The sequence below is a fragment of the bacterium genome, from assembly GCA_035454885.1.
Lineage (GTDB): Bacteria > UBA10199 > UBA10199 > JACPAL01.
This window is the reverse complement of record DATIGE010000005.1, coordinates 1-13,692: the sequence shown is the minus strand read 5'-3', so window position 1 is coordinate 13,692 and position 13,692 is coordinate 1. Positions and strand designations below refer to the sequence as shown.

At 60.7% G+C, this 13,692-nt stretch carries 16 protein-coding genes; 8 read left to right on the top strand and 8 right to left on the bottom strand.

Features of this window, described 5'->3' with window-relative positions:
• Positions 1-39 precede the first annotated feature (39 nt).
• Positions 40-393 carry a (2Fe-2S) ferredoxin domain-containing protein gene (locus tag VLJ37_01405; GenBank protein HSA58325.1) on the bottom strand — a complete coding sequence of 118 codons (354 nt, stop codon included), beginning with the start codon at positions 391-393 and terminating at the stop codon, positions 40-42.
• A gap of 54 nt (positions 394-447) precedes the next feature.
• Here VLJ37_01405 and VLJ37_01400 point away from each other — a divergent pair, with 54 nt between their 5' ends.
• On the top strand, positions 448-861 hold the full coding sequence (locus VLJ37_01400; GenBank protein ID HSA58324.1) for an FKBP-type peptidyl-prolyl cis-trans isomerase: 414 nt from the start codon (positions 448-450) through the stop codon (positions 859-861).
• A gap of 46 nt (positions 862-907) precedes the next feature.
• Here the strand turns inward: VLJ37_01400 and VLJ37_01395 are convergent, their stop codons facing one another.
• From VLJ37_01395 to VLJ37_01385, 3 genes are read right to left on the bottom strand one after another with little or no spacing between them, the layout of a single operon-like run.
• Positions 908-2,119 (bottom strand): D-alanyl-D-alanine carboxypeptidase, encoded by a 1,212-nt coding sequence (locus tag VLJ37_01395; protein ID HSA58323.1) that lies wholly within the window; start codon positions 2,117-2,119, stop codon positions 908-910.
• Positions 2,120-2,464, bottom strand: coding sequence for a hypothetical protein (locus VLJ37_01390; protein ID HSA58322.1), 345 nt, complete (start codon positions 2,462-2,464; stop codon positions 2,120-2,122).
• 50 nt (positions 2,465-2,514) lie between these two features.
• Positions 2,515-3,312 (bottom strand): thioredoxin domain-containing protein, encoded by a 798-nt coding sequence (locus VLJ37_01385; GenBank protein ID HSA58321.1) that lies wholly within the window; start codon positions 3,310-3,312, stop codon positions 2,515-2,517.
• Positions 3,313-3,342: 30 nt separating this feature from the next.
• On the opposite strand from VLJ37_01385, the gene VLJ37_01380 reads away from it, so the two are divergent.
• The 4 genes from VLJ37_01380 (at position 3,343) to VLJ37_01365 (ending at position 7,732) form a co-directional block, all read left to right on the top strand.
• Positions 3,343-4,212: an aldo/keto reductase gene (locus tag VLJ37_01380; protein HSA58320.1), complete on the top strand. Its 870-nt coding sequence runs from the start codon at positions 3,343-3,345 to the stop codon at positions 4,210-4,212.
• Between the two features lie 34 nt (positions 4,213-4,246).
• Entirely contained in the window at positions 4,247-5,206 is a 960-nt protein-coding gene (locus VLJ37_01375) for a lysylphosphatidylglycerol synthase domain-containing protein (protein ID HSA58319.1), read from the top strand.
• 21 nt (positions 5,207-5,227) lie between these two features.
• Positions 5,228-6,364, top strand: coding sequence for a GTP-binding protein (locus VLJ37_01370; protein HSA58318.1), 1,137 nt, complete (start codon positions 5,228-5,230; stop codon positions 6,362-6,364).
• Positions 6,365-6,469: 105 nt separating this feature from the next.
• Positions 6,470-7,732: a hypothetical protein gene (locus tag VLJ37_01365; protein ID HSA58317.1), complete on the top strand. Its 1,263-nt coding sequence runs from the start codon at positions 6,470-6,472 to the stop codon at positions 7,730-7,732.
• A 105-nt stretch (positions 7,733-7,837) separates the two neighbouring features.
• Here VLJ37_01365 and VLJ37_01360 read toward each other — a convergent pair whose 3' ends face one another.
• Both VLJ37_01360 and VLJ37_01355 read right to left on the bottom strand, forming a co-directional pair.
• A complete protein-coding gene (locus tag VLJ37_01360; GenBank protein ID HSA58316.1) occupies positions 7,838-8,329 on the bottom strand; it encodes a hypothetical protein in 492 nt (163 codons plus the stop codon).
• A gap of 171 nt (positions 8,330-8,500) precedes the next feature.
• Complete coding sequence (locus VLJ37_01355; protein ID HSA58315.1) at positions 8,501-9,076, bottom strand: TetR/AcrR family transcriptional regulator; 576 nt, start codon at positions 9,074-9,076, stop codon at positions 8,501-8,503.
• Positions 9,077-9,193: 117 nt separating this feature from the next.
• Between VLJ37_01355 and VLJ37_01350 the strand changes: the two genes are divergently transcribed.
• Together VLJ37_01350 and VLJ37_01345 are read left to right on the top strand one after the other, a co-directional pair.
• Entirely contained in the window at positions 9,194-9,736 is a 543-nt protein-coding gene (locus VLJ37_01350) for a carboxymuconolactone decarboxylase family protein (GenBank protein ID HSA58314.1), read from the top strand.
• Positions 9,737-9,863: 127 nt separating this feature from the next.
• Positions 9,864-10,481 carry a hypothetical protein gene (locus tag VLJ37_01345; protein HSA58313.1) on the top strand — a complete coding sequence of 206 codons (618 nt, stop codon included), beginning with the start codon at positions 9,864-9,866 and terminating at the stop codon, positions 10,479-10,481.
• A gap of 130 nt (positions 10,482-10,611) precedes the next feature.
• On the opposite strand, the gene VLJ37_01340 is transcribed toward VLJ37_01345, so the two are convergent.
• Both VLJ37_01340 and VLJ37_01335 read right to left on the bottom strand, forming a co-directional pair.
• Positions 10,612-11,184, bottom strand: coding sequence for a DNA-3-methyladenine glycosylase I (locus tag VLJ37_01340; GenBank protein HSA58312.1), 573 nt, complete (start codon positions 11,182-11,184; stop codon positions 10,612-10,614).
• Between the two features lie 79 nt (positions 11,185-11,263).
• A complete protein-coding gene (locus tag VLJ37_01335; GenBank protein HSA58311.1) occupies positions 11,264-13,285 on the bottom strand; it encodes an ATP-binding protein in 2,022 nt (673 codons plus the stop codon).
• A 161-nt stretch (positions 13,286-13,446) separates the two neighbouring features.
• Here VLJ37_01335 and VLJ37_01330 point away from each other — a divergent pair.
• The coding region (locus VLJ37_01330) for a hypothetical protein (protein HSA58310.1) at positions 13,447-13,692 on the top strand (246 nt) is incomplete at its 3' end.

The following is a 13,692-nucleotide window of genomic DNA, read 5'->3' as shown; positions in this document are numbered from 1 at the left end:
TGTTCTATTATGTTGTTTTTTGAGTAGTTTCGGGCCTCTTTAGAGGATCAAATAATCCAGGACCGGCCGTCCCCCCAGAAGGTGTTCTTGAATGATCCTCTCCAGCACCGCCGGGGTGCAGGAGTGATACCAGGTCCCCTCCGGGTAGACGACGGCGATGGGGCCGTTTTGGCAGATTTGGAGGCAGTTGGCCTTGGTGCGGTAGATGCCGCCCGCGCCCAGGAGATTCAGTTCCCGGAGCCGCTTCTTGAGGTACTCCCAGGATTCAAGTCCGGCCTCCTTGGAGCAACACTTGGGCTTGGTCTGGTCGCAGCACAGGAAGATGTGACGACGGATCTTGGGGACCCCCATCGTCTCGGCGATTTTCTTGAGTTCGGTCGGATCGGAGACCATGGAGTTTTTTCTAGATCTCTGATAAGAAGCTGTCAAACAAACGGAGGGGCTCAGATGAAACGCGTTCTTCTGACATTGGGGGTTCTAATGACCATGACGACGGCGGCCGGGGCGGCGGTGGTGACTTCGCCCACGGGTCTCAAATACGAAGACCACAAGGCGGGGACGGGCGCGGAGGCGGTGAAAGGAAAGATTGTCTCCGTCCAATACACGGGTTGGTTGGACGAAAAGGGCGCCAAAGGCAAGAAGTTCGACAGCTCGCGTGACCGCGGGGTGCCGATCGAATTTCCCTTGGGAATGGGCAAGGTGATCCCCGGCTGGGAGGAAGGCATTTCCGGCATGAAGGTGGGCGGGACGCGGACACTCTTGATTCCCGCCAAACTCGGCTATGGAGCGCGCGGCGCCGGCGACGCGATCCCGCCGAACGCGGACCTCATCTTTGACGTGGAACTTGTTGGTGTGAAGTAGGGGCGACACCTAACGACGGTGCTGCTGCGCTGACCTCGTGTTCGCCCTATGGGGACGCATTGACCCCGTCGTATAACATCTTCGCCAATTTGAATTTGTAGTCGAACGGGACGGGTGAGTTCACCAGGATGGCGAAGCGGGCCATCTTTCCGTCGCTCATCGGAAAAAATCCGGCCAAGGTGTTGACGCCCGTCAGCGTCCCCGTCTTGGCGCGGAAAACTCCTTCTTCGCGGGGCAACAGGTCGAGGTGAGGCTCGAAGTGGCGGAGAAGATCCACCATCTGACGCGGAGTCACCGCGTTCTTCCGGGACAGCCCCGCGCCTTCATGGACGTGAAAATTCGTCCAGCCCGCGTCGTTCTTGAGACAATCCCTCAAGACGGTCTGGGCCTTCTCGACGTTCGCGGGAGGACCGAACCGTTCGGCGCCCAGGACCAGGAAAACCTGATTGGCCATGAAGTTGGTCGAGAATTTCAAAAGCTCCCGGACCACGTCTTCGGCGCGCCGCGAAGAGAGATGGCGGTAGACCGGTTGAGCGTTCTTCGGCGCCGCGCCCGGCACGATCGGGCCTTCGACGCGGACCCCTTCCTTCTTGAGGAACTCGCTCAGGAGTTCCCCCACGTAACGCGCGCCCTTGAGGGGATCCTGGCCGATGTTGATCCGCTGTTGACCCGGGGGCAGCCCCTCCGCGCTTTCCACGGCGATGGGCGTGATCGGCGTCTGGGTCTCGGCGGAATAAACCGCCGCGCGCGGGCCGGAGCCCATCTTATGCACGTTCACCGTGTTGAAGTTGGCGATGAGCGCCCCGTTCAGGGCGTCGTAGGGATTGGTCGAGTTCGAGGTCCCGTCGATCTTGATGTCCGGTTCGAAATAGGTGGTGTCGAGGAGGATGCCCTTGACCTCCTTCACGCCCTTCGAGGCGAGCGCGGCCGCGGCGACGGCCAGTTCCTCCGAAACGAGGAAAGGGTCGCCGTAGCCTTTCACGATCAGCCGCTTGTCCTGCGTGATGAAGAAATCCGTGGCAAACCGGAAATCCCTGCCCAGCCGGTCGATGGCGCACGCGGCCGTGGCGATCTTCATCGTAGAGGCGGGAATGAAGTAATCCCGGCTCCTGTGGTCGAAGAGGACCTTGCCGTCCTCCGTCTCCGCGTAAGCCCCGCCGTTTTTGAGGGCCACCGTCAGATGAACCTGCCAGCTGTCTCCCGCTGAAAGGGGGGAACAGGCCAGCAACAGAAGGAGAGGGAGAAAAAGCCGTTTCACTTAGTCTCCCCCCATTCCCTTAAACTTGTCCTCTTCGTGCTTGAAGAAGACGTTCAGCGTCGTGAGACTGCCGTAGCATCGGGTGACGTACTGTTGCATCTCGGCCTTGTCGACGTCGGAGAGCTTGGGGTGGCCGTTGATCTTCTGCTCCAGCACGCGGAGTTTGTCCCTCACCATGACGACCTTGTGAAAGAACGTCTCGATCGGAATCTCTTTCGTTTGCAGGGAGGAAAGGCCCGGTTTGAGGATCACCGTTCCCCCTTCCCACTTGTCGGCCATGGCGACGTTGCTTTCGAGCTCAGCCAGGACGGCGCGTACGACGTCGCGGATTTCATCACGATCCATGGGCACCTCCCTTGAGGACGGTCAGAGATGGGCTAGAAGTGGGCGGACGATCAGCCCTTGGGCGCCGGGGCGGGCTCGGGCGGCTGCGTTCCGGGAGCCGGGGCCGCCGCCGGGGTTTTGAGGCCTTTCATCTCGAGGATCTTATCGATGACCTCTTGGAAGGCGGCGATCGGCTTGGCGCCCTTGAGTGAGACGCCGTTGATGAAGAAGGCCGGCGTGCCCGACGCGCCGTTCTTCATGGCGAAATTGGTATCGTCCTGAATCTGCTTGTCGAACTGGGTCGATTTCATCGCCTTCGTGAATTTGGGCACGTTGAGTCCGGCCTGCTGGGCGAGCTTAATGAGGTTTGGTTCGCTTAAGTCCTGCTGATTCGCGAAGAGCAGGTCGTGATACTGCCAGAACTTGCCCTGTTCATGGGCGGCGAGCGCGGCCTTGGCCGCGGGCAGGGCGTTCTTGTGCATGGGGAGCGGATGCTGGCGGAAGGCGATGCGGACCTTGCCTTTGTACTGCTCCACGAGCTGTTTGGGCGTTTCCGCGGCCCGCTTGCAGAAGGGGCATTGGAAGTCGGAGAAGATTACCATCGTGACGGGCGCGTCGTCCGGTCCCATCGTCGGGGCGTTGTTGAGGTCGACGGTGATCGCCTTCTTGATGCGGTCCTCGAGCGGTTCGGCCTCGGGATTCCGCTTGCGCATCATGTCCTGGAATTGTTTCTCCAGGAACTGAGGATTCTTGTCGAAGAAGGTCTGGATCGACTTCTCCATCTGGCTCGGAGACGGCTCGCACGCCGTGAACGCCGGAACGGCGAGAAGGATTGCCAAAGCGGGGAGAATAAGTTTATTTGTTTTCATGCCCGCCTTTCTACTGGATGAGGGACGTAAATGAAACAAAAAAAGTTGGGGAGGACCAGCGTGGAGGTGGGGGCGATCGGCCTGGGTGCCATGCCGCTCTCTCTGGACGGGCGCCCTCCGGAGGAGCAGGCTCTCGCCGTCATTCACCGCGCGCTCGACCTGGGCGTCACTCTCATCGACACCGCCGACGCCTACTGCATCGACGAGCGCGACAAACACCATAACGAGCGTCTGATCGCCAAGGCCTTGTCCTTGTACAAGGGGAACACGGGAGGGGTCATCGTGGCCACCAAGGGCGGTCTCATGCGCCCGAACGGCGATTGGGTCTCCAATGGCGACCCCAGGCATATCCACAAGACGATCCACGAAAGCTACCAGGCCTTGGGAGGGCAGAGGCCGATCCCCCTTTGGCAGCTTCATGCGCCGGATCCCCGCTTTGACTTGAGCGAGACGCTCAAGCCCGTGCGCGAGGCGGTTGGCTCGGGACTCGTCCGTTTCGTGGGCCTGTCGAACGTGGACGTTCAACAAGTCGAGCAGGCGCGGGAGATCGTCGAGATCGTCTCGGTCCAAAACCAGTACAATCCCTGGCGGCGAACCGCGGAGAAGGACGGTATCTTGGCGTATTGCGAGAGGGAGAAATTGACCTTTCTGCCGTGGAGCCCGCTGGGAGGCAGCGACCGGGTGCGGCGGTTGAACGATATTCCGGTCCTGAGGACCCTGTCCCAGGAGAGGGGCGTTTCTCCGCAGAGGATCGTGCTTGCCTGGATGCTGGCCCGCTCGCCCGCGATCCTGCCGATCCCCGGCGCCTCGAAAAAGCACAACCTCGAGGACTCCGTCGCGGCGGCCGATCTCGCGCTTTCGCCGGAGGACGTGGAGAAAATCGACCGTCAACTGCCTTGACTCGCGCGGCACTGAGGCGCAATCCAAAGGCTTCATGAAGGGCATCGACCTCAAAAAACTCTTGCCGCGAAGGGCGTTGGCCTTTTTGGGGATGGGCGTTCTTCTTTGGCTCGCCGTTTGTCTCCTCGCGGGGCCGTCCGCCGTCTTCGCCTCCATCGGCGGGGGACTCTGGGCGATCGGCACGGTTTTGGCCCTTTCCGCGGCGGCCCTGGCCTTTCGGTCGGCGGCTTGGAAGATCGCCCTCGCCCAGGAGGGGAAGGCTCGGGTGCCTCTCACCGCGGTGCTCGTGTCCTTCTTGGGGATCGGGGGCACGCCCGTTCGCCTGGCCCTCCTCAAGAAGAGGGCCGGCGTCGCCGACGGGGCGGGCTCGGTCGTGACCGATCAGTCGGTGAGATCGGTGGCGGGCTTGGTCTTCGCCGGTCTGGGCCTTTTTTTCGGGTTTCTGTTGGTCCCCGGCAACGGCCTCGTCCGGGGCCTCATGGTGATCGCCGCCTTGGGAGGATTGGGCTACGCGATCGCCGCGGCGCGAGGCCGGCGGGGATTCTTTACGGCCCTTCTCGAAGGGGTTCCGACGCGGATCCTTTCACCGGCCGTGCGGGGACGATTCCAGGAGAGGGACCGATTCTTGAGCCGCTTCCGAGCGGCGCGGCCTGCGGCCTTTTTTACGGCCCTCTTGATCCATTTGGCCGTCTTTGGATTGTCCGCCTTGGAGATCTTTGCGATCGGGCGCGCGATTGATGGGTATTTCCCCGGGGCCTTGGCCCTGGGTTTGGCCGCCTTGATACCGGTCATGCGCCTCGGCGTGTCTTTCGTGCCCGCCGCCTTGGGCGTCTTGGAGGGGGCGGTCGCCCTCGTCTTGGCCCTGACCTTCGGCCTTCCCCTGGCCCCGGTGGGCGTGGCGGTCGTTTTCGTTCTGAGGCTCCGGACGCTTGCCTGGTGGCTGGTGGGGATCGCGGTCACCGGCAATCCCATGCGACTCCTGTTCGCGCGGTAGCCAGACGGGTATAATATGACTATGTCCAAAGTCTCCATCCTGCGTTACCCGGAACGGTCCCGAAGGCTTCGGATCGTGTCCGTTCACGGCGCACCGGGCTCGGGCAAATCGGAATTCCTGCGCGACCTGGTCTCCCGCTGGACGGATGGCGGAGCGATGGTCCATACGCTGACGCTTCCCCCCAAGGACGACCGGCACGCCTGCTATTCCTGCGCGCTCCGCAACCAGATGAAAAAACTCCTGACGGAAGCCGCGAATCGCGAGGCCCGGGTGGTGTTCATGGAGGTTCCCTGCGCTTGGAGCGCGGTGGAGGCGGCCGAAATGCTGGAGGAGTTGGAGGAGACGGGGGGCGATCCGCGGGTCCTGCCCGAACAGCAGGCGGTTGTCTCGGTCGTGGACGCCCGTTATTTTTGGGAGGACTTGGAGGCGCCGGAGACGTTTTACGATTCCGTTTCGGCCGCGGAGACGCTCGTCGAGGGCATCGAATTCACGGATCTGATCGTTCTGACCAACGCGGGCGAGGTGGAGGAGGGCGAGCTTCAGGAGATCGAGTCCTACATCCGCAAGCTCCAGAGGCGTGTGGAGATTTTGCGTCGAGGCCGCGACGACGATCTCCTGCTTCTTCTCATGGGACAGAAGCGCTTCGATTATGACGAGACCTTCCGCTCGGCGGTCGTGGACCGATCGCCCACGTGGACCTACGCGCGCAAGCGCCCGTTTCACCCCGCCCGCCTGGACGAGTTTCTGGCCCATCTGCCGGAGGCGGTGATTCGCGCGACGGGCCTGGTGTGGATCGCGACCCGTCCCGAGGAAGCCTTTCGCTTGAACTACATCGCGCCCGCTTTTCTCATGATGTCGCCCGACGAGCCATGGCTGGCCGGCGCGGACCCATTCGACGTCGCCTTCGCCTTTCAACAGGACCCGCGCCTCAAGGAGGTGTGGGACTCCAAGTGGGGAGACCGGCGGAACGAAATCGCCTTCGTCGGGGATGACCTGCCCGTCAAGGACCTGGAGGCGGAGCTGGACCGCTGCCTTCTCTCGGACATCGAAATGCGCCAGGACTGGTCGCGGTTTGACGACCCGCTTTCCGAATGGATCGACCCGCCCGACGAGGATCCGGAGGATTCTCCCCATCACGATCCCACGCCCGCTTCCTGAGGCCGCAAAAAAACATTGACGGGGTCTTCCGTTCCTGGATATCAGTGAAGCCGGGCTGATATTGAAAATGAATTTCAAAATTAATTAAGCACGAAGGAGACCCCCATGAATCGCAAAGCCTCGTTCCTCAGCGTCGCCCTGGCGGCCGTTCTCGCGGCCGTGTCTCTTGCAGCCGAGGCCCGGGCCCCGTCGAAGAAAACGGACTCCGGGGCGGTCCAACCGGAGGGTGGCCCCAGAATCGAGGCCACCGACGAGGAGCTGGAGAAGGAGGCGCAGGGCGGGGAGGAAGGGCTCAAGCGCCTCGGCAATTTCGGGCGTTTTCATCTCTTCGGGTATGGAGAGCTCCACTACAACGGAAAGATCGGTCCCACGGGCAATGAGATCGACTTTCACCGGCTGGTGCTGGGCGTCGGCTATGATTTTGCCGATTGGCTGATTTTCCGTTCCGAATTGGATTTCGAGCACGCCTTCAAGGAGCCAGAGCTTGAGTTCGCCTATTTGGATTTTCTCATCAAACCCTGGGCGAGCGTCCGCCTGGGGGCCATTCTGGTGCCGATGGGCGTGCTCAATGAGCATCACGAGCCGCCGCTCTTCTACAGCGTCGAGCGGCCCGAGCTCTATCGCGTCATCATCCCGACCTCCTGGCAGGGCGCCGGGGCGGGGGTGCATGGAAAATTCGGGGCCGGGTTCGACTACGAACTCTACGGACTCTCGAGCCTGACGGCGGTCAATCTGGATGACACGGGGGCGATCGATCAAAGCTTCAGCGGGAGCGAAGGATTTCATGACGATCACAGCATCGGCGAGGCCCCGGGCCGCGACTTCGGCGCCGCCGGCCGGCTGCAATACAAGGGCGTCCCCGGCCTGAGGCTCGGCACGTCCTTTTTTGTCGGCAATACCGGCCAGGGCAACGGCGCCATCGGAGGCGGTCTGCTGACCATGCTGGAGGCCGATGCGAAGTACAGCTTTCAAGGGATCGACTTGGACGGGGCCTTCGCCTTCACGAATTTGAGCGACTCCGGTAACATCAACAACGTCCTGATCGCCGCCGATCCGACCTTCAGCGACTTTGTCGGAAGGCAAATGCTCGGTTTCTACGTGGAAGGGGCCTATCACCTCCTTCACCACCTCTTGCCGGAGACCAAGCACGACGTGGTTGTCTTCGGACGGTTTGAGGATTTCGACACGCAATTCCGCATGCCCACCGGATTCGCCAAGGATCCGGCCAACGATCGCAACACGGTGACGGCCGGCATTTCGTACCTGCCGATCCCGCAGGTGGCCATCAAGGCGGACTACATGTTCAATTGGAACCGCGCGAACGCCGGCGTCGACCAGTTCAACCTGGGCGTCGGGTTTTATTACTGACGGGAGGGAAAATCATGAAACACGAATTTCATGGGCTCCTCCTCTAGAGGTTGACGATCTTACCGACCCTCCCAGAACATGCGCATACCGTCGAAGGGAATCCCCCTAATCCCCCGCTTCGCAGGTGGTGGGGGGCAAGGGTCCCGGGATCTGCTGGAAGACGTAGGCCGCCCCGGTTGAGAGGATCACCAGAAGGTCGGTCTTGCGGTCGCGATTGTAATTTCCGGACAGGATCACCGCCACCGAGGCCGGCCCGGCCACGCCCTCGACCGCTCCCTCCCAGATGTCCGGCGAATAGAAGTATTTCCGTTGACCGCAAGCCCGGTCGAGGTAATCGGCGTTGTACGAAATCGTGAAGACCAAGTGGTAGGACTCCCGGGTTCCCTCGACCGCCGCCGCAACGGCGGCCCGCCGTCCCGGAAGTTTCCGGAAGGGGACCTCCTTCTCCAGCGCGACCCCCGCCGCCGTTCCGCCGAGGGACTCCGCGTCACGGTCGACGACCTTCGAGATTTTGAACGACTTGTCCAGCTTGGTCCAAGCCGACTTTTCGAAAATGTTGCCGATCGGGATGACCCGAAAATCGATCTCGCTGGCCATGTTCAGCTCCTCAAAGAGTTTATCGGCGGAAGCCGGAAATGGTTTCGTTCCGATGGAGATGCTCTTAAACCGAGAAAATGCTCGAGCGGTGGTTCAGGATCGATTACAAGGTAGGGTAAGGATTTTGGAAATATGGTGTTCGACGCGCCACTTTTTCCTAAAGAAGCCGGCCTAGCGGCTTGCCTCGACCGTCTCCCTCAAGAGCTCGCGAGCCAGCTTCTTGGCGGTCTCGGGGATGGAAGGATCGCGATGCATCTGCCCCAGGACGACGGCGCCCTCGAATAAGATCATGATCTGGCGCGCGACTTTCTTGGGCTGCTTGCATTTCGCCTGGGTGCAGAGAGCCGCCACGAACTCCTCGAGCTTCTCATAGAGCGTCTTGCAGGCGGCCTCAATCTGTTTGTCCTTGCCCTCGAACTCGAGCTTGGCGTTGACGGCGAAACATCCGTTGTAGTTCTTCGCCTCGAACTCTTCCCGCTTCTGATCGAAGAGGTACAGAATCTGCTCCTTGGGGTCGCTGCTCCGTTTGACCATCTCCTTGGAGACGTCCTGAAAAAGCAGGTTTTGATAGTGCTCCACGATCGCGGCGATCAGCTCCTCCTTGGAGCGAAAGTACTTGTAGAGGGTGCGTTTCGAAATGCCGGAATCGGCGAGGAGGGTGTCCACGCCCGTCGCATGAAAGCCTCCGTCGTAAAAAATCTTGAAGGCCCGTTGGATGATTTCCTCACGCTTATTCAGGGGTTCCAAGCTCATTCCTCCCGGGACAGCCTTCTTATAACAAAAAGACTTGACGAAGTAAACCGATAGGTTTACTTAATGTAAACAGAACGGTTTACATCAGTCACTTTCAACAAAGGAGGATTTATGGAACGCATCCCACCCAACCCCACCCCCGACGCCAAATCCAAGGTGCTTCTCGTCGGCGTGAAAAAGATGCTCGGGTTTACGCCAAACCTGTTCACGACCTTGGCGCATTCGTCCTCTTCCCTGGGCTTCGCGGTGGCCGGGTTTACCGGCTTCGGCGAAAGCAAACTGTCGCCAGCCCTGCGCGAGCAGGTCGCTCTGACGGTGGCCGGCGCCAACGCCTGCGCTTACTGCGCCTCGGCCCACACGGCCCTGGGGAAGATGCACAAGGTGGCCGAAAGTGAGCTTTCGCGGAACCTGGGTGCCCTCTCCGGCGACCGCAAGACCCAGGCGGCGCTCACGTTCGCGCGGAAGCTCGTGGACCTGCGGGGCCGCGTCTCGGACGCCGACCTGGAGGAAGTGCGGAAGGCGGGATACAGCGACGGGGAGATCCTGGATCTGGTCACTGTGACGGTGTTCAACATCTTCACGAACTACGTCAACCACGTGGCGGGGACGGAGATCGACTTCCCGAGGATCGAGACGGCAAGGTCAGCGGCGTAGCCGAGGGCCGATTTCCACGGGCAGATCTTCGGCATCATCTTGTGATTTCAAGTTGGGGTGGCGCGCATTCAGTTTCAAAAGAAGTGCATCGGCGCTAACAACCGACTCCGTGGATAAGGAGATCTCTATGAGCCACAGAAAAGTTCTTGTCACGTTGATGGTCTCGCTGACCTGCGCCGCCGTTTCGGGCCGTCTCATGGCCAAGGCGGCCCAGACGGGCGGGGCTCAATGCGAGGAGGCCATCGCTCAGGAAGTGAAGGGGGCGAACAAGGCGAAAAAGGTCGTTTTCGCAAGAGATGCGAGAAGGGCCATCCCCCACGGCCCCCTGACGCATTACGCCGGCAAAGGTTCTTACGTGATGCCCGGCGGAGATCGGACGGAATTCGAATGGTTCTGCGATATCAACGGCGCCTCGGGGAAACCGGCCAACCTCTACTACTCGGTTTCGAAGGCCGACGCGCCCGCCGCGGGTACGCGGGCCACGAAAGACGATGCCGTGGCCGATAAAGCCGCGGCGAGTGAATGCCAAGACGCCGTCACGTCGGAGATCAGGAAGAAAAACCCCCAAATATCGAATCTTGCCTTCCATTCGCCCAAAGAATTTCAGGCGGGGAAAGAGGGAAAACTCTTGGAAGGAGACGGCTCGTTCAAGGACAATCGTGAGGAGGAAAGGCAATTCGACTATCGGTGCATCTACGACAAACTGGACGGAAAAATCACCGCGAAATCTGTCCAAATGAAATAGCTTAGGGGAGCGATTTCTTTTCGAGGAGGGTCACCCGGCGTTTCACTTGACGCAGGTCTTCCGTAAAGATCTGGATGTCTTGGGAGAGAGAGTCGTCAACTTGGTCGATCTTGGCATCCACGGACGACAATCACCGTTGGACGGCCTTGTGCCGGCAACAGGTCACGAGGTGGTCGTTCACCATGCCCACGGCCTGCATGTGGGCGTAGATGATGGTGGAGCCCACGAACCGGAAGCCGCGCTGTTTCAAGTCCTTGCTGAAGGCGTCGGAGGCGGGGGTGGTGACGGGGAGTTGCTTGAGGTGTTTCCAGCGGTTGACCACGGGCCGCCCGCCGACGAAGCACCAGCTGTAGGCATCGAAGCTTCCAAACGTGGCCCGCACCTTGAGAAAGGCCCGCGCGTTGCCGATCGCCGCCTCGATCTTGAGGCGGTTGCGGACGATGCCTGCGTCCTTCAAGAGCCTCGCGACGTCCTTGGGGCCGAAGCGCGCAACCTTGACCGCGTCGAAGCCGGCGAAGGCGCGTCGGTAGTTTTCGCGCTTCTTCAGGATCGTGCTCCAGCTCAGGCCCGCCTGGGCGCCTTCCAAAATTAGAAATTCGAAGAGTTTCCGGTCGTCGTGGACGGGGACGCCCCATTCCTCGTCGTGATAGGCCATCATGAGGGGGTCGTCGTTCGGCCAGGGGCAGCGGGTCGGTGTCTTCATGTCGTGGTCGCCATTCGCGGAACGGTATCAGGAATCTGGATTTCCACGGCCTTCTTCTTCCCGGAGGCTCCCGACGCGGTTATCGTGGCTTTCGGGCCGGCCTCGGAGGCTCGCCATCTATCAAACCGCGCAGAAGCCGCGCCAGAACGACATGGTCGACCAGCGGCTTGTGGAGAACGGCCACATCGGTTCCGAGATCCTTCGTCGCGTCATAGTCACCGGATATCGCGATGATCGGCAGCTTCGAATGGCTTCGCCGTACTCGCGCGATCAATTCGTCCCCGCCCATTTGAGGCATTTTCAAATCGGTGATCATGACCGTGATTTCGGGGTGCCTCTCGAGGATCTTCAACGCCTGATCGCCGCTGTTGGCCTCGAGAATCTGACCATATTTGTAGATCGCCAGCATACGGATGAGGGAGCGCCTGACCAAATCGTCGTCGTCGACCAGAAGGAGGACCTCGTTGCCCCGACTTTCGAGCGAGGTATTGGCCGCCATCATCTGCGTTGAACTGGTGCGGCGGGCGGCCTCGGGGAGATAGACATGAAACGTCGTGCCGACGTTCTCCTCGGTTTCCACGGCAATGAACCCGCCCTGATTCATGACGATATGACGCGCCGTGCTCAATCCCAGGCCGCTGTTCCCGGTTTGATTGACGATCGAGAAGGGCGCCTTGGTGCTCATATAGGGGTCAAAAATCTTCGGCAGCACGTCCGGCGAGATTCCCGTTCCGGTATCGCTCACGCTCAGGAGCACGTAGATCCCGGGAACGGCATTCGGAAAGTTCGGTCGCACATTGAGACGGACGAGTTCCTGCTCGCTGACCGTCTTGCGATCGGTCGAGATCCGCAGAAACCGCGCTGCCCGCCCTTCCATGGCATCGACGGCATTCGTGATCAGATTCAGGACAACCTGCTGAATGTCGGCGGGAGGACCCATGATCCGTCTCGGGATCATCGGCAGGTTGATCTCCAACGGGATCTGGCCCTTCGTGATCGCCTGGAGCGTCCTTTCGGCCAGCAGCTCGTGAAGATCAAAGGGTTGGACGTCACCCCGCGTGTCCCCGAGTCCGCCCCGGAGATAACGAATGTGCTCGACGATGAGCCGAATGTCCCGCGTCATGTCATTGACGAAATCCTGAACGCGTTCCGGGCTGAGATTCCCCCGTCGAAGCTCCAGTTCCAAGTAGCTCAAGTGACCCATGGGGATCATGAGCGCGTTGTTCATGTTGTGAGAGAGCCCCGAAATGAGACATCGGATGGCATCCCAGCGCTGTGCCTGGATGGCATATTGCTCCGTCTGAAGACGTCTTTCCGTATCCGCATAAAACACGAGCGCGTAGGTCCTGTCCCGTGTTCGGCTGATTGTGGCCCGGATATCCATGAGGTGCACGGCGCCATTCTTGCGCGCCATGTGCACGCTGGGCCAATCCAGCTCCCCCGTCCGCCGGGCGCGCCCCAACTTGACGAGAAACTGATCGGCCACCGCCGGCGAGAAAAGCTGATCGGTCGGCGCCTGTTTGAGTTCCTCGGGGTCGTATCCCAATTCCCTCTCCAGGGCCTGGCTGTGCAGAATAAGGGTGGGGCGATCGTTTTCGTCGAATTCGAAAATGCTCAGCGGTTGATTGGAATTCTCAAGGATCAGCCGGTAGATGCTCGTCTGGAGCGTGTGATGTTGCCGGCGAACGGGGCGGTCGGGAGAGGAAACCGGGGGGGCGCCGGCCACGAGAGGATGCCTGCGAAGGGCGCTCGATTCGGTTCGAACCAGCTGCTCCCAGCGTCCATGCATGTATTCGAGGAGCCGAGCCGACTCTCGGTCGCTTGCGGCCGCGATGGGTCGAAGGCCTTCGACCGCTTGACCGAGAGCCGAGACGACTTCCTCATGGGAGTCTTCGAGCAAGGCGGTCAAAGCATTTCGCTCGATCAGCCGATTCAGGGGGTCGAGCGGCGGCGCGAAACCCTCGTTGGTCAATGCATATTGAACTGGCTGCTCGAGATTGCGGAGGACCGACGAAACCGGACTGCCCGCCCCCAATTGCGATGCGGAGAACACCAGCTGGTTCACGAGCAGACGCAGGTGGGCGGTTGGAATGCTGATCATAGCCGCGGCGTCCCGACTTTTACGTCAATCAAGGCCCGATCCGACAAAAGGCTTATGGGGGACTTCGACCCCCTTGTCAAAAGGTTGCGTACGATGATCGGACCGGCCGGCCGCAACGGATCGCCTTGCGTCGGCTGGTTCCCTGGGGTACTCCAGGAACCATGAAGCGGATCTTGACCATTCTTTTTCTCGTGACCTCCATTCCCGCCGGCGCCTCGGAAGGCCAAGTGCTCAAAATGAAGGTCGATCACTTGGCGTGCCTGCGTTGCGCCGACAAGTTCAAGGAAGAGCTGTCCTCCCTCTGCAAGGACTTGACGCTCGACATCCAAAGCGGTGAGGCCGTCTGTCTCTATGAAGACCCCGTGACCCCCAAACAGATCCTCAAAAAAGCCAACAAGACGGGCCTC

Coding starts and splice junctions, on each gene's coding strand:
- VLJ37_01390 (HSA58322.1), bottom strand. CDS start 2,464: ATGGATCGTGATGAAATCCGCGACGTCGTACGCGCCGTCCTGGCTGAG.
- VLJ37_01380 (HSA58320.1), top strand. CDS start 3,343: ATGAAACAAAAAAAGTTGGGGAGGACCAGCGTGGAGGTGGGGGCGATC.
- VLJ37_01360 (HSA58316.1), bottom strand. CDS start 8,329: ATGGCCAGCGAGATCGATTTTCGGGTCATCCCGATCGGCAACATTTTC.
- VLJ37_01375 (HSA58319.1), top strand. CDS start 4,247: ATGAAGGGCATCGACCTCAAAAAACTCTTGCCGCGAAGGGCGTTGGCC.
- VLJ37_01335 (HSA58311.1), bottom strand. CDS start 13,285: ATGATCAGCATTCCAACCGCCCACCTGCGTCTGCTCGTGAACCAGCTG.
- VLJ37_01405 (HSA58325.1), bottom strand. CDS start 393: ATGGTCTCCGATCCGACCGAACTCAAGAAAATCGCCGAGACGATGGGG.
- VLJ37_01400 (HSA58324.1), top strand. CDS start 448: ATGAAACGCGTTCTTCTGACATTGGGGGTTCTAATGACCATGACGACG.
- VLJ37_01365 (HSA58317.1), top strand. CDS start 6,470: ATGAATCGCAAAGCCTCGTTCCTCAGCGTCGCCCTGGCGGCCGTTCTC.
- VLJ37_01345 (HSA58313.1), top strand. CDS start 9,864: ATGAGCCACAGAAAAGTTCTTGTCACGTTGATGGTCTCGCTGACCTGC.
- VLJ37_01385 (HSA58321.1), bottom strand. CDS start 3,312: ATGAAAACAAATAAACTTATTCTCCCCGCTTTGGCAATCCTTCTCGCC.
- VLJ37_01370 (HSA58318.1), top strand. CDS start 5,228: ATGTCCAAAGTCTCCATCCTGCGTTACCCGGAACGGTCCCGAAGGCTT.
- VLJ37_01350 (HSA58314.1), top strand. CDS start 9,194: ATGGAACGCATCCCACCCAACCCCACCCCCGACGCCAAATCCAAGGTG.
- VLJ37_01340 (HSA58312.1), bottom strand. CDS start 11,184: ATGAAGACACCGACCCGCTGCCCCTGGCCGAACGACGACCCCCTCATG.